18 protein-coding genes, 1 other RNA gene and 1 pseudogene are annotated in these 23,177 nt (G+C 60.7%); 1 reads left to right on the forward strand and 19 read right to left on the reverse strand.

All coding sequences use genetic code 11. The annotated features are described in order from the left end of the window. Positions 1-83 precede the first annotated feature (83 nt). The 4 genes and pseudogenes from ftsA to aqpZ all read right to left on the reverse strand — a co-directional run bounded on the left by ftsA (position 84) and on the right by aqpZ (position 4,183). Positions 84-1,415 carry a cell division protein FtsA gene (gene ftsA / locus PY308_RS13745; protein ID WP_275783488.1) on the reverse strand — a complete coding sequence of 444 codons (1,332 nt, stop codon included), beginning with the start codon at positions 1,413-1,415 and terminating at the stop codon, positions 84-86. After that, positions 1,412-2,344 carry a cell division protein FtsQ/DivIB gene (locus PY308_RS13750; protein ID WP_275783490.1) on the reverse strand — a complete coding sequence of 311 codons (933 nt, stop codon included), beginning with the start codon at positions 2,342-2,344 and terminating at the stop codon, positions 1,412-1,414. Before PY308_RS13750 ends, ftsA begins: the two co-directional genes overlap by 4 nt. Next, the gene (locus PY308_RS13755) at positions 2,332-3,258 is read right to left on the reverse strand and encodes a D-alanine--D-alanine ligase (protein WP_275783491.1); all 927 of its coding nucleotides are present in this window, start codon (positions 3,256-3,258) and stop codon (positions 2,332-2,334) included. The genes PY308_RS13750 and PY308_RS13755 overlap by 13 nt, the downstream gene beginning before the upstream one ends. 240 nt (positions 3,259-3,498) lie before the next feature. Further along, a pseudogene (gene aqpZ, locus PY308_RS13760) lies at positions 3,499-4,183 on the reverse strand (aquaporin Z). A 351-nt stretch (positions 4,184-4,534) separates the two neighbouring features. Between aqpZ and PY308_RS13765 the strand changes: the two are divergent. Continuing rightward, on the forward strand, positions 4,535-5,839 hold the full coding sequence (locus PY308_RS13765; protein ID WP_275783493.1) for an MFS transporter: 1,305 nt from the start codon (positions 4,535-4,537) through the stop codon (positions 5,837-5,839). A gap of 407 nt (positions 5,840-6,246) precedes the next feature. Here PY308_RS13765 and murB read toward each other — a convergent pair whose 3' ends face one another. The 15 genes from murB to PY308_RS13840 all read right to left on the reverse strand — a co-directional run bounded on the left by murB (position 6,247) and on the right by PY308_RS13840 (position 23,099). Beyond that, positions 6,247-7,221, reverse strand: coding sequence for a UDP-N-acetylmuramate dehydrogenase (murB, locus tag PY308_RS13770; RefSeq protein ID WP_275783496.1), 975 nt, complete (start codon positions 7,219-7,221; stop codon positions 6,247-6,249). Then, positions 7,218-8,633 (reverse strand): UDP-N-acetylmuramate--L-alanine ligase, encoded by a 1,416-nt coding sequence (gene murC / locus PY308_RS13775; protein ID WP_275783499.1) that lies wholly within the window; start codon positions 8,631-8,633, stop codon positions 7,218-7,220. The genes murB and murC overlap by 4 nt, the downstream gene beginning before the upstream one ends. Beyond that, complete coding sequence (gene murG, locus PY308_RS13780; protein ID WP_275783501.1) at positions 8,630-9,754, reverse strand: undecaprenyldiphospho-muramoylpentapeptide beta-N-acetylglucosaminyltransferase; 1,125 nt, start codon at positions 9,752-9,754, stop codon at positions 8,630-8,632. Before murG ends, murC begins: the two co-directional genes overlap by 4 nt. 186 nt (positions 9,755-9,940) lie before the next feature. Beyond that, positions 9,941-11,095, reverse strand: coding sequence for a putative lipid II flippase FtsW (gene ftsW, locus PY308_RS13785; protein ID WP_275783503.1), 1,155 nt, complete (start codon positions 11,093-11,095; stop codon positions 9,941-9,943). Positions 11,096-11,170: 75 nt separating this feature from the next. Next, complete coding sequence (gene murD / locus PY308_RS13790; RefSeq protein WP_275783505.1) at positions 11,171-12,559, reverse strand: UDP-N-acetylmuramoyl-L-alanine--D-glutamate ligase; 1,389 nt, start codon at positions 12,557-12,559, stop codon at positions 11,171-11,173. A 5-nt stretch (positions 12,560-12,564) separates the two neighbouring features. Next, positions 12,565-13,665: a phospho-N-acetylmuramoyl-pentapeptide-transferase gene (mraY, locus tag PY308_RS13795; RefSeq protein WP_275783507.1), complete on the reverse strand. Its 1,101-nt coding sequence runs from the start codon at positions 13,663-13,665 to the stop codon at positions 12,565-12,567. Between the two features lie 122 nt (positions 13,666-13,787). Next, entirely contained in the window at positions 13,788-15,221 is a 1,434-nt protein-coding gene (locus PY308_RS13800; RefSeq protein ID WP_275783510.1) for a UDP-N-acetylmuramoylalanyl-D-glutamyl-2,6-diaminopimelate--D-alanyl-D-alanine ligase, read from the reverse strand. 1 nt (position 15,222) lies between these two features. After that, on the reverse strand, positions 15,223-16,683 hold the full coding sequence (locus PY308_RS13805; protein WP_275783513.1) for a UDP-N-acetylmuramoyl-L-alanyl-D-glutamate--2,6-diaminopimelate ligase: 1,461 nt from the start codon (positions 16,681-16,683) through the stop codon (positions 15,223-15,225). A gap of 62 nt (positions 16,684-16,745) precedes the next feature. Next, on the reverse strand, positions 16,746-18,491 hold the full coding sequence (locus PY308_RS13810) for a peptidoglycan D,D-transpeptidase FtsI family protein (RefSeq protein ID WP_275783515.1): 1,746 nt from the start codon (positions 18,489-18,491) through the stop codon (positions 16,746-16,748). Next, entirely contained in the window at positions 18,491-18,913 is a 423-nt protein-coding gene (ftsL, locus tag PY308_RS13815; RefSeq protein WP_275783516.1) for a cell division protein FtsL, read from the reverse strand. Before ftsL ends, PY308_RS13810 begins: the two co-directional genes overlap by 1 nt. A gap of 3 nt (positions 18,914-18,916) precedes the next feature. After that, on the reverse strand, positions 18,917-19,942 hold the full coding sequence (rsmH, locus tag PY308_RS13820) for a 16S rRNA (cytosine(1402)-N(4))-methyltransferase RsmH (protein WP_275783518.1): 1,026 nt from the start codon (positions 19,940-19,942) through the stop codon (positions 18,917-18,919). A 14-nt stretch (positions 19,943-19,956) separates the two neighbouring features. Then, on the reverse strand, positions 19,957-20,397 hold the full coding sequence (mraZ, locus tag PY308_RS13825; RefSeq protein ID WP_275791125.1) for a division/cell wall cluster transcriptional repressor MraZ: 441 nt from the start codon (positions 20,395-20,397) through the stop codon (positions 19,957-19,959). A gap of 421 nt (positions 20,398-20,818) precedes the next feature. Beyond that, an RNA gene (gene rnpB, locus PY308_RS13830) (RNase P RNA component class A) lies at positions 20,819-21,215 on the reverse strand. 60 nt (positions 21,216-21,275) lie between these two features. Beyond that, the gene (locus PY308_RS13835; RefSeq protein WP_275783519.1) at positions 21,276-22,466 is read right to left on the reverse strand and encodes an NAD(P)/FAD-dependent oxidoreductase; all 1,191 of its coding nucleotides are present in this window, start codon (positions 22,464-22,466) and stop codon (positions 21,276-21,278) included. A 105-nt stretch (positions 22,467-22,571) separates the two neighbouring features. Then, complete coding sequence (locus tag PY308_RS13840) at positions 22,572-23,099, reverse strand: lytic transglycosylase domain-containing protein (RefSeq protein WP_275783522.1); 528 nt, start codon at positions 23,097-23,099, stop codon at positions 22,572-22,574. Positions 23,100-23,177: the final 78 nt, after the last annotated feature.

The raw sequence follows: 23,177 nt of genomic DNA on the forward strand, positions 1-23,177 counted from the left end.
CCTTCCTTGTTTCTGGCCGCCTTGCCGAGCCGGCCAAATCACCAAATTCTCAATAATACGCCCCCGGGGCAAAGCCGCCGGGATCAGAAGCTTTCCTTCAGCCACTGGCCCATGCGGGCAATTCGGCTGTTGTTTCCTGCGAGCGACGAGAGCAATCCGCCCTGCGTCACATGCGTTTCCAGTTCCGCCACCTGCGGATAGATCATCAGGCCCACTGCCGTCGAAAAGGCAGGGCCTTTTGCTGCGACAGGCAGGCCGGAAACACCGAGCGGCCGGCCGATGCGGACATTGCGGGCCAAAATCCTGCGCGCCGCCTCAGGCAGTCCCGTCAGCTGGCTGGCGCCGCCGGTCAGAACGACACGTTTGCCGACGATGGGCGAAAAGCCCGAGCGCTGGATGCGATCGCGAATAAGTTCAAGCGTTTCTTCGATGCGGGCACGCACGATGCGCGACACAAGGGCGCGCGGCACATGGGTCGGCTGATCCCGGTCGTCCTCGCCGATCGGCGGAACCGAGACGATATCGCGCTCGTCCGTGCTGTTGGGCAGTGCCGAACCATGAACGACCTTGAGACGCTCGGCATCTTCGAGCCGGGTCGAGAGGCCGCGGGCGAGATCGGTGGTGACGTGATGGCCACCGAGCGAGACCGCATCGGCATGAACCAGCTTGCCTTCCGCAAAAACCGAAATCGTCGTGGTGCCGCCGCCCATGTCGATCGCGGCGCAGCCGAGCTCGACCTCATCGTCCACCAGTGCCGCAAGGCCACTGGCATAAGGCGTGGCAACGATACCCTCGACCGAAAGATGGGCGCGGTTGATGCACAGTTCGAGGTTCTTCAGCGCGGCGCGCTCGGCTGTCAGCACATGCATGTCAACGCCGAGCTGATCGCCGAACATAGCCAGCGGATCGCGGATGCCGCGCTCGCCGTCGAGCGAAAATCCGGTCGGCAGCGAATGCAGAATGACGCGATCCTGGCGCAGCGACTGCTGGCCTGCAGCAGCCAGAACCTTGCGCAGATCGGCCGCGTCGACTTCCTGACCGCCGAGATCGATCGAGGCGGTGTAGATGTCGCTCTGCAGTCGGCCTGCCGAGATGTTGACGATCAGGCTGTCGATGGTCAATCCGGCCATACGCTCCGCGGCATCCACTGCGAGGCGCACGACGCTTTCGGCGGCATCGAGATCGGCGATCACGCCGTTTTTCATGCCACGCGACTTGTGGTGGCCGATGCCGATGATCTCGATCGCATGGGTGCGGCCGGGCAGGATCTGGCTTTCGGCACGCGGTGTCAACCGGCCGATCATGCACACAACCTTGGTCGAGCCGATATCGAGAACGGAGACGATGTGCGACCGTTTGGAATTGAGCGGCTTCAGGCGCGGCAGACCAAAATGGGAAGAACCGAAAGCACTCATATACGGTCCTCTTGTTCCTGCTTCTTGAGCATTTTCGTGCGCGCTTCCAGAACGGTCTGACGGCGGGCGGCCGCCTCCGGGGTCAATTGCACGGTGGTGCGGTCTTCGAGCCTTAGATCGACTGCGGCAATGTCGCGATCGAGAAGCTGCTGCCCCTCCTCCATCGTCGACAAAACCTGCATGGCACGTTCCAGATCATGCTCCGGAAGCTTGATGGTGATGCCGTTGTCGAGCATGAGATCCCAGCGGCGGCCCGCGACCCGGACATAGGCCTTGACGCGCTTTGCAATCTCGGGCCACTGCGAAAAGCGCTGATGGAACTCGGCCGCAGCCGTTTCGGCGTCGCGGCCGACAAACAGCGGCAGTTCCGCGAACTTGTTGTCGCGCAGCGGTGCGATCACGCTGCCGCTGGCTTCGATCAGGGACAGATCGGCGCCGTGCTGCCAGATGCCGAACGCCTTTCGCTCCTTGAGGTTGACCTCGATCGTTCCCGGATAAACCTTCCGAACGGCAACGTCCTCGACCCAGGGCATCTCGCTGATCAGCTTGCGGGCGGCGTCGATATCGAGCGCCACCAGCGATGTGGTGCCATCGAGCCCGAGTTGCTGGAAAATATCGATCTCGGAGGTTTGTTCGTTCCCTGAAACCTTCACGTCCTCGATCGCAAAGCCGACCACCGTGGTGGTCGTCTGGGCGACGGAATGGCTGTGCCCGCCGAGCGCCATGCCATAAAATCCGGTCGCTGCCATGAATGCGGCAGCGGAGACAGTCCCTGTGTAGGGTGCAAAGTGGAAACGGCCGGTGCCAAGGCCAACGACGAAACGAACGGCGCGGCGCAGCGGACGCGGCAGCACGCGCTGTCCGTCCAGATCGGCGGCCTCCAACGGCGCCAGCACTCTTGCAGCCTTCCTGCCTCTTAACGCAAACACGACGCGTCCTCCACGATCCACGTAAGGAATTTACCGAATGTATGGCCGGCATGAACCGCCATCTCAGGCACCAGAGAGGTTGGAGTCATTCCCGGCTGGGTGTTGATCTCCAGCCAGATGATCTCTCCGTCTTCAGAAAAACGGTCGTCAAAGCGGAAGTCCGAGCGGCTTACGCCGCGGCATCCAATCGCCTGATGCGCCTTGACCGCGAGTGTTTGTATTTTTTGGTAAATATTTGGTAAAACATCGGCCGGAATGACGTGTTTTGAACCGCCTTTCACATACTTTGAGTCATAATCGTAAAAGGCGTGCCCCTGGGGTATCACCTCGGTGACGCCAAGAGCCGTATCGCCCATGACGCCGCATGTGAATTCACGGCCATGCACATAGCGCTCGACCATCACGCGATCGCCGTAACGCCACTCGCTGGATGTCACGATCTGCGGCGGATGCGATTGATCCTCCTTGACCATGACAACGCCGAAGCTCGAGCCTTCACGGACAGGCTTGACGACATAGGGCGGCTTGATGGGGTGGTCGGAGCCGAAATCGTGGCGGTCCATCACGCGCGCTTCGGCAACAGGAATACCGGCAGCGCTGGCAACGATCTTGGCCTGCTCCTTGTCCATGGCAAGCGCCGAGGCAAGCACGCCGGAATGGGTATAGGGAATCTGCAGATATTCGAGCAATCCCTGAATCGTGCCGTCTTCGCCGAAGGGCCCGTGAAGCGCGTTGAACACCACGTCGGGCTTCAGATCGGCAAGCACGGAAGCAATGTCCCGATCGACATCGATCCGGGTGACGCGGTAGCCCTCGCCTTCCAGCGCATCGGCGCACGCCGTCCCCGACGACAGGCTGACCGGCCGTTCCGAGGAAAATCCGCCCATCAGGACAGCAACATGCTTACCAGTCATCAAAACCCCCGACATCACGCCAGCCTTACCCAGTTCCACTTGCGCCTGGCTTGTCCGCATCCACCGAGTCGCAGACAACAGGCATGGGATCACTAGAACGGCATTATGGTTAATGAACCGTTTACTTTGGTTAACTCGCTGCCCTCGGCTGACAGAAATATCTGCAGTGAAAAAAAGGCCCCCGCGCGGTCTGCGCGGAAGCCTTCATTTGTCGCAAGCCTTTGAACGGCAAGCGGCGTTTCAATCCTCGCCGACTGCTTTCCAGACGATTGCACCGGCGACGGAGCCAACGATCGGCGCGAGCCAGAACAACCACAACTGCTGCAGCGCCCAGCCGCCAACGAACAGCGCCTGCCCTGTCGAGCGCGCCGGATTGACGGATGTATTGGTCACGGGAACGGAAATCAGATGAACAAGCGTCAATGCCAGACCGATGGCGACGGGCGCGAATCCCGTGGGAACCCGGCCGTGGGTGGCACCGAGGATAATGAAGACGAAGAAACCCGTCAGCAGCACTTCAATGACAAGAGCGGATGTCAGCGAATAAGCCGCGGGCGAATGTTCGCCGTAACCATTGGCGGCAAAACCGCCGAGCTGAAAGTCGGCCTTGCCGCTTGCGACCAGATACAGTGCCGCGGCGGCAAAGGTTGCGCCGATCACCTGCGCGATGATGTAGCCGGGAAGCGCCGATAGCGGAAATTTGCCGGCCACGGTCAGGCCAACGGACACGGCAGGATTAAAGTGACCGCCTGAAATGCCCCCCCACTGCATAGGCCATGGTCAGAACGGTCAAGCCAAATGCCAACGAAACACCGAGCAGTCCAATGCCGAGTTCGGGAAAAGCAGCGGCCAGCACCGCGCTGCCACAGCCGCCGAACACGAGCCAGAATGTTCCTAAAAATTCAGCCGAAAGCTTTTTGATCATGATTTCCCCTTGTACGGAGCCGTGCTCCAAGAACCTCCTCGCACAATGTCCACGCCCATCGTCAGCCCCCTGACTTGGGCGAATGCGCAATTCGGCGAGTTATGCGTGGTAACAATTCCCACACACAACCGGAGATTTATCATTCAGCGATTCCCGTCAAGACAGGAAAATGGCCTCAACGCGACGACGGTCAACGCTTGCCGTGCGGCGGCAGCGACAGCTTGGCGAAGACAAGGCAGCAAATCTTTACGTTTGGTGCGTTTGGCGGTTTTCATGGCGGCGTGACTGCGTTAAGAGCCGGGCAGCTGCCTCCCAAGACGGCCTTCATCTTCCCAATACGGATACATCATCATGAGCGACACAATCTCCACGTTGTCGCCGACGGCAGAGCCGTTGAACAAGGGCCCGCTCAATTCGCCCTCCCGCGTTCTTCTGGCAAGCCTGATCGGCACAACCATCGAATTCTTCGATTTCTATGTCTACGCGACCGCAGCCGTGCTCGTCTTCCCGACGCTGTTCTTTCCGAACAGCGATCCGACGACCGCGCTCCTTGCATCCTTTGCGACCTTTTCGATCGCCTTTTTCGCCCGCCCGCTGGGTGCAATTGTCTTCGGCCATTTCGGTGACCGGGTCGGGCGCAAGACCACCTTGGTTGCGGCTCTCCTGACCATGGGCATCTCCACCGTCATCATCGGCTTGCTACCCTCCTACGAGCAGATCGGCGTCGCCGCGCCGCTGCTGCTTGCGCTTTGCCGTTTCGGCCAGGGCTTTGGTCTCGGCGGCGAATGGGGTGGCGCCGTTCTGCTGGCCACCGAAAACGCACCGGAAGGCAAGAAGAGCTGGTACGGCATGTTCCCGCAGCTTGGCGCGCCGGTCGGCCTGTTCCTGTCATCTGGGGTCTTCTGGCTGCTCCTGCACGTCATCTCGCAGGATGCCCTGCTCAGCTGGGGCTGGCGTGTGCCCTTCCTCGCTTCGATCCTGCTGATCGCCGTCGGTCTCTGGGTACGGCTCTCGATTACCGAGACGCCGGCTTTCCAGAAAGCGATCGACAAACACGAGCGCGTCGAAGTTCCCGTCATGGAACTCTTTCGCAATCACAAGCGTAGCCTCGTGCTCGGCACCTTTGTCGCACTTGCCACCTTCGTGCTGTTCTATATCGGCTCGGCCTATCTTCTGTCTTACAACATCAAAGTCCTGAAGCTGCCCTTCATCGACGCGCTGGAAATCCAGATCCTGGGCTCGGTGCTGTTCGGCCTGTTCATCCCGATCGCCGGCAAGCTCGCGGAGCGCTTCGGCCGCCGCGAAATCCTGATCGGGGTGACCATCCTGATCGGCATCTTTTCGTTCTTCCTGCCCGGCCTGCTGACAAGTGGAGAAGCGAACGTCATCGTCTTCGTGGTCATCGGCATGGCACTGATGGGTATCACCTACGGCCTGATCGGCACGGCGCTTGCCGCGCCCTTCCCGACCAATGTGCGCTATACCGGCTCATCGATCACCTTCAACTTTGCAGGCATCTTCGGTGCCTCGCTGGCACCCTATATCGCCACCTACCTGCAATCGACCTATGGCATGACCTATGTCGGCTATTACCTCGCCGTGGCCGCCGTCATCACACTCGTTTGCATTCTGCTGTCGGGCAAAGAAGAAGTCTGAGTTCAGGTTGAATCATGACAAACGAAAAAGCCGCGAAGTTGTTGAACTTCGCGGCTTTTTCTTTGAGGTCGTGGTGCGCTATTTTTCGCTTTGGTCCGGATGACGGTAATAGTCCACCGCCAGCCAGGCCAGACCGATGATCGAGACCGCCAAGGGGAAGCCCCACCAGAACAGCACCTGCTGTGTCATGTCTTCAACCTTCCAAGCACACGTTGTGCTATCAAATGTAGGACAAACGCACCCAAGAACCAAGCCCCGACATTCAGCACCTGCGAAGACGTCGCGCTTGCGGGCGTGAGTGATAGCGCCTGCCCCAAAACTCCGACGGCAATCAGTGCTGTTGCCAACCGGTCGAGAGCATTCGCTAGAAGTTTGGTCCTCTCATTGTGTATAAGGCTCATGGTAGCCTACGCCGTCATCCGCCCCAGGAATTCCTTCACTTCATAACCCTGCATGAAATTGCCGATGCGCTTGATTTCCCATTCCAGCTTGATGCCGGAATTTTCCATCACGCGTTGGCGCACGGTTTCGCCGAGATATTCGAGTTCGTAGCCACTCGCCTGGCCTGTATTGATCATGAAATTGCAGTGCATCGGCGACATCTGCGCGCCACCGATCATCATGCCGCGGCAACCGGCCTCGTCGATCAGCTTCCAGGCGGAATGTCCCTCTGGGTTCTTGAAGGTCGATCCGCCGGTCTTTTCGCGGATAGGCTGGACAGCCTCGCGGTGCTGACGCACGGCGTCCATGTCGGCGCGGATTTTCGCCTTGTCTTCGGCATAGCCTTCGAAGATGGCATGTGTGAAGATCAGGTCTTTCGAGACTGCGGAATGCCGGTAGGTGTAGCCCATTTCCGCATTATCAAGAACATGCCTGTTGCCCTGACGATCGAACGCATGAACCTCGACGACGCGTTCACGCGTCTCTCCGCCATTGGCCCCGGCATTCATCCGCAACGCGCCGCCGACCGAGCCGGGGATGCCGTAGTAGAAATGGAACCCGCCGATGCCGTGATCAAGCGTCATGGCAGCAAGGTTCTTGTCCGGGCAGATCGCGCCCGCCTTGACGCGGTTTTCTCCGGCAAGTTCGATGTCCCCGAAACCCTTGGCCGAAAGGCGGATGACGACACCCGGAATACCGCCGTCGCGCACCAGAAGATTCGAGCCGACACCCGCGACCATGACCGGAATGTTTTCCGGCAAAAGCTTCAGGAAGGTGACGAGATCATCGGTGTCATGCGGCTGGAACATCAGCTCCGCCAGTCCGCCGGCGCGAAACCAGGTGACCCGCTCCATCGGCGCGTCCGGGGTCAGGCGCCCCCTCAGCGCGTTTATGCCCTCTCCGAGCGACGCCAGAAGCTTGTTGCCATCGACCTGTTTCATGCGGACTGTCCCGAAATGCCTGCGAGTTCCTTAGGAAGGGCAGCGGCCCAATAGGTGATGCTGCCTGCCCCCAAGAGAACCACGAAGTCGCCGGGTTGCGCAATGGCGGCAACGATCGGCGCGATGGCATCCTGCCCCTCGATGAATCGCGCGTCGCGATGTCCCCCGGCTTTTATCCGCAGGACAAGCTCCTGCGAATTGATCCCCTCGATCGGCTCCTCCCCGGCCGAGTAAACCGGCGCCAGCAGGATCGTGTCTGCGTCGTTGAAGCAGGACGAAAAATCCTCAAAGAGGCTGTGCAGGCGGCTGAAGCGATGCGGCTGGTGGACAGCGATGACCCTGCCCTGGCACGCTTCGCGCGCAGCTTTCAGAACGGCCTTGATCTCGACCGGATGATGGCCGTAATCATCGTAGACCCGCACGTTGTTCCATTCACCGGTGAAGGTGAAACGGCGTTTGACGCCGGCAAAGGAGGCGAGTCCTTTGGCAATGTCCTCCGTCGAAATGCCGAGTCGCTGGGCGACAGCAATCGCCGCCGTGGCGTTCGAGACATTGTGGCGTCCGGGCATAGGCAGGCGCAGATCCTGCAACTGGATCACCCGGCCGGTGCGGCGGCGACGGATTTCGACGTCGAAGACCGAGGTGGCGCCGTCCATGCGGATATTGGAATAGCGCACATCGGCCTGCGGGTTTTCGCCATAGGTGATGACCTTACGATCCTCGATCTTCGACACCATCGTCTGTACCTCGGGATGGTCGAGGCACATGACGCCGAATCCATAGAAAGGAACATTTTCGACGAATTGCCGGAAGGCCGCCCGCACAGCGTCAAAGTTGCCATAATGATCAAGATGTTCGGGATCTATATTGGTGACAACGGCAATATCGGCGGGCAACCTGAGGAAAGTGCCGTCTGACTCGTCGGCCTCCACCACCATCCACTCGCCCTCGCCCATGCGGGCATTGGTGCCGTAGGCATTGATGATGCCGCCGTTGATCACGGTCGGATCCAGCCCGCCGGCTTCGAGCAACGTCGCCACCATCGAGGTGGTCGTCGTCTTGCCATGGGTGCCGCCGATGGCGATGGCATTGCGGAACCGCATGAGTTCGGCAAGCATTTCGGCGCGGCGCACGACTGGCAGCAGCTTTTCACGCGCCGCAATCAGTTCCGGGTTGGTCTTCTTGATGGCAGTTGAGACAACGACCACCTCGGCCTCGCCGATGTTTTCGGCCGCATGCCCCACGAAGACCTCGATACCCTTGTCGCGCAACCTCTGCACATTGGCGCTGTCCGACTGGTCGGACCCCTGCACCCTGTGGCCGAGATTGTGCAACACCTCGGCGATGCCGCTCATGCCGATGCCGCCGATGCCGATGAAATGAACGAGGCCTATCGTCTGCGGCATTTTCATGAACGTGTTTCCTTGAACTGTGCAATCGTCGCGCCGCTGGCAATAGCCTCAACCATGGCGGCAAGCAAGCGGGCCGCATCGGGCTTTCCGGCCTGTCTGGCGTTTGCGGCCATAGTTGCAAGTTTTTCAGGATTGTTCATCGCCTCGGTCAAAATGCGGCTCAGCTTTTCGCTCGAAAGCTCCGCCTGCGCGATGACCTTTGCACCGCCGCTTGCGGCAAGCGCCGCGGCATTGGCCGCCTGGTCATGGTCGAGCGCATAGGGATAGGGAACCAGGATCGCCGGACGGCCGATGACGCTGATTTCCGACACGGTGGAAGCCCCGGAACGGCAGATCACCAGATGCGCCCTGGCGATCCGGTCAGCCATGTCGTTGAAGAAAGGAGCGATCTCGGCCTTCATCTCCAGTTTGACGACGCAGCCCTCGACCATCGGCATGTCTTCGGCGCGCGTCTGCTGGGTGATGCGAAGGCGGCGCCGCAAGCTGTCGTCGAGCAGGCTGATCGCCGTCGGAACGCTCTTTGAAAAATACTGCGCGCCCTGGCTGCCGCCGAACACCACGAGCCTGAACTCCTCCCCCGGTCCGGATGGCTGATACGGGACCTTTGCAGCCTCGAGCACGGCCGGGCGCACCGGATTGCCTGTCGTCACCGTCTTCGCCGCATAGGGGCCTTCGGTTTCAGGCAGGAAACCGCCGGCAATCGCCATCACGCGTTTCGCCAGCGCCCGGTTGGCACGCCCCATGACGGCATTCTGTTCGTGGATCATGGATGGGATCCCGGCGCGAACGGCGGCCAGCAGTGGCGGAATGGTCGGATAACCGCCGAAGCCGACGACGACGCTGGGCCTGACCTTCGCCATCAGGCGTCCGGCAATCCGCATGCCCGACCAGAGCGTCCAGAGCGATCCGGCAACCTTCAAAGGGTTCTTGGAACCAATGGTGGCGGAGGGAACGACATGGATTTCATCGGCCGGGAAAGTTCCCGCATAGCGTTTGGCCCGGCTGTCGGTGACAAGATGGATGGAATAGCCGAGTGCCTTCAGTTCGTACGCCAGCGCTTCCGCCGGAAAAAGGTGACCGCCGGTCCCGCCGGCGGCAAGCATGATGATGCCTTTGGTCATAGGATATCCGCCCCTGTGCATGGGGAGACTTCCCCCCCTCTGTCCCTCCGGGACATCTCCCCCTCAGGGGGGGAGATTGGCCGCTGGCTTATGAAGCTGTAACGAAAAAGAATGTTCTCCCCCCTTGAGGGGGAGATGTCACGAAGTGACAGAGGGGGGGAACTCACCGCGAACTCCATACGCACCTCACTCCGCCGGTACGCCCATGCCGGACCGGAACAGGCTGCGCTCGACGGCGCGTTTTTCCGGGCGGTGGCGGGTAAGCGCCAGGATAAAGCCGGCCGTTACGCAAATTGCCACCATGGAGGAGCCGCCGTAGGAGATCAATGGCAGGGTCATGCCCTTGGCCGGCAGCAGTTCCAGATTGACGCCGATATTGATCATCGACTGGATGCCGATCTGCAGCACCAGTCCGGCGACGGCGAAGCGGTTGAAGTCGTTGCGCTCGCGGAAGGCGTGGGACAGCCCGCGCATGACGAGAACGGCAAAGATTAGGACGATGACCATGCAGAAGATGATGCCGAACTCTTCCGCGGCAACGGAAAAGATAAAGTCGGTATGGCTGTCGGGGATGATCCGCTTGACGACGCCCTCACCCGGACCCTGACCCAGCCAGTCGCCCCGAATGATCGCCTCGCGCGCCGTATCCACCTGGAACGTGTCGCCCTCGCCAGTAAGAAATCGGTCGATGCGCCCCGCCACATGCGGCAGCACCGTGTAGGCCACGACCAGACCGCCGATGGCCGAACCGCCGAGCAGGATGATCCAGAGCCAGGGCATGCCGGCCATGAAGAACATGCCGCCCCAGACCGCCGTCGTCAGGATGGTCTGGCCAAGATCCGGCTGGGCGACGAGAAGCGCGCCCACGATGCCGAAGAGCAGAATGGCGAAAAGATTGCCGGGGATTTCAGGCTGACGCGCATGTTCGGAGAAAAGCCAGGCGCAGACGACGACAAAGGCGGGCTTCATGAATTCGGACGGCTGCACGGACAGTCCCGCAAGCGAAATCCAGCGCCGCGAACCCTTGACCTCCGCCCCGAAGAACAATGCCAGCACCATCATGCCGAGTGATGCCAGAAGCAGGATCATCGCCATCCTGCGCACCTGGCGCGGCGTCAGGAAGGAGATGCCGATCATCACCGCCAGCGATGGCAACAGAAAGGCCGCATGGCGCTTGACGAAGTGAAAACTGTCGAGATTGAGCCGCTCGGCAACGGCGGGGCTCGCCGCGAAGGACAGCATGAAGCCGATCCCCATCAGCATGATGAAGGTCGCCAGGAAGAACCTGTCGATCGTCCAGAACCAGTCGGCCACAGGGCCACGTTCAGCACGGCTTACCATCTCGTCATCCCCTTCAACGGCGCCGCGCGCCAAAACTTACTCATCAGGCCATTAGCATCGAAGCCGCAGGTGGCCTCATACCAACATCGTCATGCCTTCGATCGCAGCAACATGAGAGACGAAGGCGTCGCCCCTCACCTCGAAATTCTTGTACTGATCGAAACTGGCGCAAGCCGGAGAGAGGAGAACGGCTGAAACGCCGCCCGCACCCCCGGCATCAGCTGCGGCGTGAGCCACGGCCCTCTCCAACGTCTGCGAAATCTCTAAAGGCACGGCATCGCCGAGCGTTGCTGCGAAATCCTGCGCGGCATCGCCGATCAGATAGGCCTTGGCGATCTTCGGAAAAAACGGAGCAAGCGAGACGATGCCGCCTTCCTTTGGAACACCGCCGGCGATCCAGTAGATCCGGTCATAGCTCGACAAGGCCGGTGCCGCCGCATCCGCATTGGTCGCCTTGCTGTCGTTGACGAACACAACGTCGCCTTTTCGCCCCACCGGCTGCATGCGATGCTTCAAGCCGGGGAACGAAGCGAGGCCTGCAAGAATCTCGTCCTTCGGAACGCCGACGGACAGGCAGGCGGCAATCGCGGCGGCAGCATTTTGGGCGTTATGGCTTCCGCGCAGGGTTGCGATGCCGTCAAGCTCGGCAAAGACCTCGGCAAACCCGCCTTCGGCACGCATGACGCGGGAACCGTCTGCATAAAAGCCCTCACCGAGCGGACGATGCCGGGCAATGCGAATGACCCGCTTGCCGGCAAGCGTCACACGATCGGCAATCGCCTCGCAATAGGCGTCGTCCACACCGACGATGGCCGTGTGACTGCCGGCGATCAGCCGCTCCTTGATGGCCGCATAGTGGTCCATGTCACCGTGGCGGTCGAGATGATCGGGCGTTAGGTTGAGCAGGATTCCGGCCGAAGGATCGAGCGAAGGCGCAAGATCGATCTGATAGGACGAGCATTCGACCACATAAAATTTTCCAGATTCGGGGGGGTCAAGTGTCAGGACGGCCGTGCCGATATTGCCGCCAAGCTGCGTGTCACGGCCGCTGGATGTCAGGATATGGGCGATCAACGCTGTCGTGGTCGATTTGCCGTTTGTGCCGGTGATGGCGATAAACGGGCAATGCGGGGCACGGGCACGGCGTTCACGCACGAAAAGCTCGACGTCGCCGATGACCTCGACATCCGCTGCGCGGGCGAGATCAACCGTCCAATGCGGCTTCGGATGCGTCAGGGGCACGCCGGGCGACAGCACAAATGCGGAAAAGGCGGCCCAGTCGGCCTGGCGGAGATCGCCGGTGCCAATGCCCTCGGCCCTGGCCTTGGCGACACTTTCGGCATTGTCGTCCCAAGCCGTCACCACCGCGCCGCCTGCGACGAGGGCCTTCGCCGTAGAAAGACCAGAGCCGCCCAGACCGAAGAGCGCGACCGCCTTGCCCGCCAATGTGGAGATCGGGATCATTGCCTTTACCGCAGCTTGAGGGTCGAGAGGCCGACCATGGCGAGGATGACGGCGATGATCCAGAACCGGATCACGACCTGGCTTTCCGTCCAACCCTTCTTCTCGAAATGATGATGGATCGGCGCCATCAGAAAGACGCGCTTACCGGTGCGCTTGAACCAGAAAACCTGGATGATCACCGACAAGGTTTCCATGACGAACAGCCCACCGATGATGATCATGACGATTTCGTGCTTGGTGGCGACGGCGACGGTGCCGATCAGGCCACCGAGTGCCAGAGACCCCGTATCACCCATGAAGATGGCCGCCGGGGGCGCATTGAACCAGAGAAAGCCCAGACCGGCACCAATCACGGCGCCAAGAATGACGGCGAGTTCGCCGGTACCTGGAACGAAATGGATCTGCAGATAATTGGCGAAAACAGCGTTGCCGGCGAGATAGGCGATGACGCCGAAGGATGCGGCGGCAATCATCACGGGAACGATGGCGAGCCCGTCGAGCCCGTCGGTCAAATTCACCGCGTTGCCGGCGCCGACGATGACGAAGCCGCCGAACAGGATGAAGAAATAGCCGAGATTGAAGGTGAAATCCTTGAGGAACGGAAAGGTCAGCGATGAGCCGAAGGTCGAGCCCGCAACACCGGCCGATAGCGCGCTGCGCATCATGAAGAAGACCGCGATTGCTGCGATCAGGAATTCGAGACCGAGACGCGCCTTGCCGGAAAAGCCCTTGTCCGACTGCTTGGTGACCTTGAGATAATCATCGTAAAACCCGATGGCGCCAAAACCGAGCGTCACCAGCAGGGTCGAAACGACATAGACGCTCGACAGATCTGCCCAGAGCAGCGAACTGCCGACGATCCCGGCCAGAATCATCAGCCCGCCCATGGTCGGCGTTCCCGCCTTTTTGAAATGGGTCTGCGGCCCGTCCGCCCGGATCGGCTGTCCTCGTCCCTGCCGTACGCGCAAAGAAGCGATCATCCTTGGTCCGAAGAGAAAAACGATCAGTGCCGAAGTGAACAGGGCCGCCCCCGTCCGGAAGGTGATGTACCGGAACAGGTTGAAGAATTGAAAATGGTCCGCCAGTTCGACAAGCCAGATAAGCATGAAGGGACCTTTCCCCAAAGGTTCTTGCGAGATCCATCCACCAGAATCGCGGTGAATGGATCTCGCTCAATATCAAAAATGTCAGCCAGCAACAGGCTGGCCATAAAAGCCTTGTCCCAGCCTTAAGCGGCGTTTCCCGCCATGGACGACAACGGGTATTTTTCAAGCAGCGCCTGAACGATCCTGCCGCAGCCCGTGCCCTTCGAAGACTTGATCATGACAACATCTCCGGCAGTGACGGACGACACAGCAAAATCGGTCAATGCGTCGACGGTTTCGCGATATTCGACATGGATTCCTTCCGGCAGCGCGTCCCGCAGATGCACCATCTCGGGGCCGGCCAGCCAGACATGGGCAATACCGGCTTCGACGAGCGGAGCCGCCAGTTCCGCGTGGACCCTGCCCGCGAATTCGCCCATCTCCAGCATGTCGCCCAAAATGGCAATCTTTCGTCCGCCTTGAGGCGTTTCGGTTTCGCCGAGAAGGGCAATCGCCGCCCGCATGGAGGCCGGGTTGGCGTTGTAGCTCTCGTCGATCAGCACAAAGAATCCCGTGCCGATCGGGAACCGGTGGCGGGCGCCGCGGCCCTTCTCCGGCCGCAGGGTGCCGAGCGCAGCAACGACGCTGTCGATGGTCGCGCCGACCAAGGTGGCGGCACCGATCGCGGCCAGTGCATTTTCCGCTATATGACGTCCCGGAGCACCCATCTCGATTTCGAGGGTGCGTCCGCCGATCCCAGCCCAGAGCACCGCCCGCTCCGAACCGCCGGCAAATTCCAGCAGACGGAAATCCGCACGGGGATTGCTGCCGAAACTGTGAATGTGGCTTATTCCAAGCGACGTCGCCGCCCTTTCGAGCATATCGAACTGTTCATTGTCCCGGTTGAGAATCACATGGCCGCCATCGACGAGGCCTTCCATGATCTCAGCCTTGGCCGCGGCAATCTCGCCGAGATCCTTGAAATTCCCGAGATGGGCGGCGGCGATCGTGGTAATGATCGCGACGTGCGGCCTTACCATCTTCACGAGCGGGCGAATTTCATCCGGATGGTTCATCCCGATCTCGAAGACGCCGAAATCGGTGTTTTCCGGCATTCGGGCAAGAGTAAGCGGCACGCCCCAGTGATTGTTGAAGGAGGCGACGGAGGCGTGAACGCGGCCGGACGGCGCAAGCACATGCCGGAGCATTTCCTTGGTGGTCGTCTTGCCGACGGAGCCGGTAACGGCGATGATCCTGGCGGCGCTACGGTCGCGCGCGGCACAGCCGAGACGGACCATGGCCTCCAGCACGTCATCGACCACGATCATCGGCGCGCTCAGCCGTCCGAGCGCCGGAAGCTTCGCCTCGCTGACGACAAGCAGGGTCGCGCCATTGGCGATCGCGATTCCCGCGTAGTCATGTCCGTCGACGCGGTCGCCCTTGATCGCGAAGAAGGCCTCGCCCTTGCCGATAGAGCGGCTATCGATGGAAATACCGGTAATGCCCTCGGGCAGGTTTCCCATGGGGCGCCCGTGCATGGCCGCCATCAGATCGTCGATAGTCCAGAGAATAGTCAAATCACTGACCTCCCAATGCTTTTTTCAGTTCGGCATGGTCGGAGAAAGGCAGCGTGACGGAGCCGATCGTCTGCCCCTCCTCATGCCCCTTGCCGGCGACGATCAGCGTGTCGCCGGATGACAGCATGGCGACGGCTGACTTGATCGCTTCGGCGCGGTCGCCGATTTCGGTGGCGCCGGGAGCTGCCGCCAGGATCTCGCTGCGGATGGTTTCGGGAACTTCTGAACGCGGATTGTCATCGGTGACGATAACCACATCCGCCAGACGGGTGGCGATTTCCCCCATGATCGGCCGCTTGCCCTTGTCGCGGTCGCCGCCGCACCCGAACACCACGATGACGCGGCCGGTCGTGAAGGGCCTGACCGATGTCAGGACGTTTTCGAGCGCGTCCGGCTTATGGGCGTAATCGACATAGGCGAGTGCGCCGTTTTCACTCTGCCCCACAAGTTCGAGACGACCGGATGCGCCCTGCAGCTTCTCAAGCGCCGACATTGCGTCCCCGGCACCCACCCCCGTTGCCATGGCAAGACCCGCCGCGACCAGCGCGTTCGAAATCTGGAAGTCGCCTGCGAGCGGCACATGGACTTCGAAAATCTCGCTTCCCACGTGAATTTCGGCAATCTGCTTGTGACGGAAATGCTCGACGCGCTTCAGCGACAAATAATCGCCCTTGCGACCGACTGTCAGAACGTCCTGTCCCGCCCCCTTCGCCGCGGCGATCGCCTGCGCCGACCAGCTGTCGTCCGAGAAAATGACCGCCGGCGAGCCTTTCGGAAGGACGCCGTCGAACAGCCGCATCTTGGCAGCCATATAGTCTTCAACCGTTGGATGATAATCCATATGGTCGCGGCCGAGATTGGTAAAGCCTGCCGCTGCCAGACGGACACCGTCGAGGCGGCTCTGGTCGAGCCCGTGGCTGGAAGCCTCCATTGCCGCATGGGTCACGCCGGCATCCGCCAGTTCGGCAAGCAGCTTGTGCAGCGACACAGGGTCGGGGGTCGTCAGCGAGCCGTAATCGTTCCGGCCGGGCGCAATCACGCCCGTCGTACCGATCATCGCCGCAAGGTGTCCGGCATGCGCCCAGATCTGACGGGTGAAGGACGCGACCGAGGTCTTTCCGGCAGTCCCGGTCACGGCAACCATGGTCTGCGGCTGGCGTTCGTAAAAACGGGCTGCGGCCAGAGCAAGCAGCCGGCGCGGCGATGCAGCAACCAGCAATGGCACGGAAAGCGCTTCGGACACACCGTTCCCGGTCACCACGGCGGCCGCGCCGCGCCCAACGGCGTCGGCGACGAATGCCCTTCCGTCGGCCTTGCTGCCGGCAAGAGCCACGAACAGCGAGCCCGGAACGACCTGCCGGCTATCGGCGGTAATTGCGGTAATATCGACGTCACCGGCGGCCGGGTTCATCTGTTCGGCAATGTCCGGGAAATCCTTCCCGATGAGGTCTTTGAGCTTCATGGATGCACTTTTCAGTTGTTCCGACCGGCCGGGCGACAGGTCCCCGTGTTGTCATTCCATGGTCAATAAGACACGAGCAAGGCAGAGCCATCTTCTCCGAATTTCGGTTCGACACCGAGAAGCGGCGCCGACCGGCTGATGATGTCGTGCACCATCGGCGCCGCCGTATTGCCTGCAAGGGCCGCGCCATTGCCCTTGTCGGTCTTCGGTTCGTCGATGAACGTCAAGACCACGTAGCGCGGATCGTCGATCGGAAAACCGGCCAGAAAGGCGTTGAAATTGGCGGCATTCGAGTAGCGTCCATTCACGACCTTGTCCGCTGTCCCGGTCTTGCCGCCGACATTGAAGCCCGGTACGCGCGCGTTCCTGCCCGATCCCTTGACGCCGTTCCAGCGGAACAGGAAGCGCATGTCGTCGCTTGTGCTCTTCTTGATGACCGGCGTTGACGCGGCCTGGGCCTGCTCGACGGTTCTCGGCAGGAAGGTCGGCTCGATCAGACTGCCGCCGTTGAGCAGCGCTGCGCCGGCGACCGCCGTCTGCAGTGGCGTGGTCGAGACGCCGTGGCCGAAGGAGATGGTAATCGAGTTGATCTTCTTCCATTCGCGCGGCTGGCTCGGCATCTTCACTTCCGGCAGTTCGGTCTGCATCCTTGAGAGCAGCCCTATGCGGGTGAGGAATTCCTTGTGGCCCGCAATGCCGACAAGATCGGCCATCTTGGCAGTCCCGATATTGGATGAATACTGGAAGATCTCGGGTACCGTCAGAACGCGGTTCTTGCCGTGAAAATCTTTGATGGTGAACCCGCCAATGCGAATGGGATAGCGTGCGTCGAAACTGTCGGTGAGCTTCACCTTTCCGGAATCGAGCGCCATCGCAGTCGTAAACGACTTGAAGGTCGACCCCATCTCGAACGTGCCGTTCGACATGCGGTTCATCCAGCCTTCCTTGGCACCGTCGGCGGGCTTGTTCGGATCATAGTCGGGATAGGACACCATGGCGAGAATTTCGCCGGTCCTGGCATTCAGGACCACACCGCCGGCGGCAAGCGACTTGAACTTGACCATGGCATCGACCACGACGTCGCGCAGGATGTTCTGGACGCGCAGGTCGATGGACAGCTTGACCGGTTCGAGTTTCGCGTCGCTGGTCATGCCGATGGCGGCAAGATCGGCGAGCCCCTGATTGTCGATCCAGCGTTCCATGCCGGCAATGCCGCGGTTGTCGACATTGACATGGCCGACGATATGCGAGGCCGTGGCGCCGCCGGGATAGAAACGGCGCTTTTCCGGCCGGAAACCGATGCCGGGAATGCCAAGCGCCAGGATTTCGCTCTGCTGCTTGGGCGTCAGCTGACGCCGGAGCCACTGGAAGCGCGAATCGGATTTCAGCTTGTTGTAGATCTCCGCGACGTTGAGATTGGGCAGCACGGTGGAAAGCTGCTCGACGGCCTCGTTCGCATCGACGATCTTGTGCGGCTCAGCATAGAGCGAGACGGTGCGGATATCCGTCGCCAGGATCTCGCCGTTGCGATCGAGAATATCGGGACGTGACGCCATGAGGTTGTCGGCGCGGCCGATGCTCGACACCGTGTCCGGCTGCGCCAGACCATATTGGACGAGACGGCCGCCGATGATGCAATAGACAAGGGTGAAGCTGACGATGACGATGGCGACGCGACTGCGCGCCTGATTGTTGCTCTTCTTGCGGGTTCCCTCGAAGGGACGCCCCAGATCGCCGGGATGGTTGTTGCCACCATGGGAAAAATGAGCCTTGCTCTTGACGATCATGATCCGGGACAGAAAAGACATCAGCGCGCCACCGAATCTGTTTTGGCCACAGAACCTGTTTTAATCGTGTCTGTCTTGGCAGCTTGCTTCTTGGCCTTGCCCTTCGGCTTGGCCATACCCATGATCTCGAGAACGTCTTCGGGTGGCGGCAGATCGGCCTTGAGCATCGGCAATTCCTCCGGTCGGGCCAGTTGCGTCGGAACGGTGGGACTCAACTGCAGATCCTGTTGATAGACCGTCACGAGCTTTTCCAGCCGGCCGGGCTGGGTGAGAAGCGCCCAGTCCGCGCGCAAAAGGTCGATGGTATCCTCCTCGAGCTTGATGTTCGACTCGAGCTTGCGAACCTCTTCCAGCTTGTTTTCCGCTTGATGCTTGATCGTATAGGTGACGGTCGCGGCAGCGGTCATGACGACGATCAGGACGATATCCAGGCTACGCAGCATCTCTTAACCTCCAATCCTTCCCAGGCTCGCAAGATTTGGCAAATCGAAGATCGACAGATCATCTGCCTCTGGCGGAGCGCCTGTACGGACACCCACCCGCATTTTGGCGGATCGGGCGCGTGGATTGCGGGACGCTTCTTCTTCTGTGGCCGCGATCATGGACTTGCCAACTGGTGCGAAGGTTGCCGCGCGCTCATGCACCAGCGGCAGGTGCCGCGAGCCCGAAGCCTTGCCGGCCCTGTCCTGAAAGAATTTCTTGACGATGCGGTCTTCCAGCGAATGGAACGTGACGACAGTCAAGCGCCCACCTGGCTTTAGCGCCCGCTCGGCGGCGAACAGAGCCCGCGCCAGTTCGCCAAGTTCGTCGTTGACGAAAATGCGCAGAGCCTGGAACACGCGGGTTGCGGGATGGATCTTGTCCTTGGCCTTGCGCGGCGTGACGATTTCGATGAGGCCGGCGAGATCGCGGGTGGTGACGAAGGGTTCCTCCAGGCGGCGCTTCTCGATGGCGCGTGCAATCCGGCCGGATTGCGGCTCCTCGCCGAGGAAACCGAAAATGCGGGTGAGATCGGAGACCTTGGCACGGTTGACGACATCCGCGGCGGTCACGCCGTCGCTCGACATGCGCATGTCGAGCGGCCCGCGCCGCTGGAAGGAAAACCCCCGATCCGCCTCGTCGATCTGCATGGAGGAGACACCGATATCGAGAACCACGCCGTCGAGGCCGTCGTCCGGCGCATAGTCCGCCAAGGCCGAAAACCGGGAGTGGACGAGAGTGAGATGGCCGTTGCTGGCGCCCACCATGGCCTGCCCGCCCTCAATCGCCGCCGGGTCGCGATCGAGCGCGATCACATCGGCGCCGGATGCGAGGATGGCCGAAGTGTAGCCTCCCGCGCCGAAGGTTCCGTCGAGAATGATCTTGCCGGGAGCAAGATCGAGGCTCGCCAGAACCTCGGGGAGAAGAACCGGAATGTGACGGACCGGTCCGCCATCGGCATCAGTGGAAGCTGTGCCTTGATCCGCCATCATTCCGTTTCTCCGCTCTAGTCGGAACGCAAACCTCGCAACCTGCGTTCTTCCCGTGCCGTCGCCTGCGTTTCCTGAAACACCTGCGGCGACCACAACTGAAAATGATCCGCCCGTCCGACGAAGGTGACTTCGTTGGTTATTCCGGTGAAGTCGCGGATAAAATCCGTGACCATCAGCCGGCCTTCCTGATCGAGCTTCATGAAGACCCCGCCCCCATGAATCAGGAGCGACATCTGATTGGCCTGCGGCGAAAACGGGTTCTCGCCGACAATCTGCCTTTCGAAACGGTCCAGCAACTCCGGGCCGCCGGCGCTGATAGCCGGAAAGACAAAATCCTGAAAGCAGTAAAGCTCCCGAATATCCAGCGCCGACAAAACGGACCGAAACATCGAGGGAACGGACACCCGCCCCTTCGAATCGATCCGATGTGTCGCATGCGAGAGGAAGCGGTTCATGACGAAATACAGCCGTTCCCGAAAGCAATGCCCGACCACACGGCCGGCACGCACTCTCAAAACCAGGCACAAGTTTCCACCACCGGGCGACATGCCCGTTCGAAAAACTGCCGTCAGGCAGTCCCGAAACTTGCGGTGAACGGGCCTTAATCAGCCCTTGTGCAGTGCATGATTGGGATAACATGGGACCATATGGGCGTCAATGGGATTTGCTCTCTTCCGGCACGTGCCATAGCCGGATATTGATAGTCTGTTAAGTTTAAAAAAGAGTTACGATTTGGCCGTCAAGGCATTGGTTTAAAAAAGGAAACCGTCTCCTCAAAAAATACGATATTTTGAATTAGACATGCGGAATAAGCTTGTCGGTTCAAATGGATGTACGATTTCCGCGATCGTCTGTTCGCACATGTTAACAGGGGAAAATGCCAGTTGGCCTGTAAGCCGGGTTCTGTATGGCTCCGGCCCGAAAGCCGGAACGTGGCAGCCATTCATCTGGGACAGCGCTTGCGCGATGCCTCCTGCAACCCACCCGGATGACTGGCCCGGAAACGGCCGGACCACTTGCGTGGGCCACGTCATCCCTATTCGGTTTTGCTCCCGGTGGGGTTTGCCTTGCCACCCATGTCGCCATGCGCGCGGTGGGCTCTTACCCCACCCTTTCACCCTTACCTGCCAAGGCAGGCGGTATTCTCTCTGTGGCACTTTCCCTGGGGTCGCCCCCGCCGGACGTTATCCGGCACCGTTTTTCCGTGGAGCCCGGACTTTCCTCCCCCCGCAGCCTTTCGGCCCTAGCGGAGCGCGGCTGCCCGGCCAACTGGCAAGCGGTCCATAGCCGAGGCGGGCCATGATTGCCAGAGCGAAAGACAACCCGTCGGCGTCTATTTGGTGCAGACGGCGAAATCCGTTTCGTATTCGGGCGCATCGAGAACGCCGTTCGCGAGCAACGTCGCGCCGAGACGGCCGATCTCGTCCGAGCTCTTTGCAGCCATTCCGTTGCCGCCGGTCAGAACGGCAATTCTGTCCGATCCGGCAAAGCCGATATAGGGATAGCCGTGCCGGGTGAACGTCGTGACGCAGGGCGCCCAGGCGAACTTGGCCGGCGTGAAGGACGGCATCGCTCCCTTCAGCAAACCGGCCATGTGATCGACGGCCGCGCGGTTCCCTTCGCCGCGGAACCATGTTCTGATGCCGGCTTCATCTTGCAGATCGATATCGCTCGGATCGCCACCGATCTTGATGTACCACTTGCCATCCGGATACAGGATGGGCGGCAGCAGGTAATAGCTTTCGTCCTGCTCCGGTGCGGAGGTTATCAGCGAGGGAATGCCGGACAATCGTGGCAGATCGGCCTCGGCAACCTCGGCAAAAACAACCGTCCGCGCCTTCACGGTTAGATCGAGCGGCCGCTTCATCAGCTTGTCCGAAATGGAGAACCCGCCGGCTGCGACAAGGACGCGCCCGCCGGTGAGCGAACGGCCGTGGTTCAGCCGCACCTCGACGCCGTCCCGAAACTCGTCGATGGCAATTACCTCGTCGCGAAAAATCTTCACTCCGGTGCGTTCCGCCAGCAGGACCTGCGCAGCCACAAGGGCGCGGGGATTGATATGGCCGGCATTCCGGGGTTCGTAAACGCCACAATAGCCGGGCGGAAAGCGAAATGACGGGAAACGGCTCGCGAGACCGGCAGTGTCGATGAACGGCGCCTCGACACCGAGGCGGTCGCGGGCGGCAATGACGTTCTCGATCTCCGCATCGGCCCCGCCCGGCGGGGGCGCTACGATGAGGCAGCCTGATTCGCTGTAGAATTTGATACCGCTGGCATTTTCGATGTCGCCGTAGCGCTCGATGGACCGGCGGGCCAGCCGCGCCCATACGGAATCGGGATCGATGGTCCGGGTGATACGGCCATTGTCGTAGTGGCTGCTGAACACGCCGTCATGGCTTGCCCAGACCGCAGGTTCATCCGGCCCGACAAGCGCGATCGAAGCCCCGGCTACTGCCAGATGCCGTGCGGCGGCGGCACCCATCATGCCCTTGCCGACAATAATGAAATCGAATTTTTCCTGCATGCCTTACACCTTCGGATCGATATCCGGAAATAGCATGGGACCGGCAGGGCCGCACCCCGCGAAAATTCAGATGCCGGTACGCGCAACCTGCCCGGCTCTTTGGTTTCAGTCGATGATGCTCTGGACCTTGCCGCAGTAGCGGCGCGACACGGGATTCATTTTTTTGGCGCCGTGGCCGGCATTGTAGCGCAGGATGGTGCCGCAGGTGAAACCGCCGGACAGTTCATGGGCGATGGCAAGATATTTCATGCCGAACTTGATGTTGGTCTCGGCATCGAACAGGCCGTTCCTGCCCCCGGAATAGCCCATCATCCGCGCTGTCGCAGGCTTGATCTGCATCAGGCCGATCTCGCCTGCGCTGCCGCGGGCTTTCGGATTGAAATTGCTTTCAACCGTGATCACGGCATTGGCGAGATCGACGGGAACGCCATACTCGGTGGCGTAAGTCTTGATCAGATCGCTGTAGAGGGCGGATTTAAGCGAAACACCGGGCGACGCATATCCGGTGGTGCGGGTCACCGATTTGATGGAGGAGGTAATGGTTTCGGCTTTGTCCCTGGCATAGGCCGATACGGCTCCGGAAAACAGCATGCAGGCGCATGCCGCAGCCGCAGCAAGTTGCGATCGTCTCATTGATGTTGAAGTCTCCGCTGTCGGCGCGGTGGCATCAGGACATACCCGGTCCCGCCATCTCGCGCACCGATTTTTTTG

This window comes from Pararhizobium gei, assembly GCF_029223885.1.
GTDB lineage: Bacteria > Pseudomonadota > Alphaproteobacteria > Rhizobiales > Rhizobiaceae > Pararhizobium > Pararhizobium gei.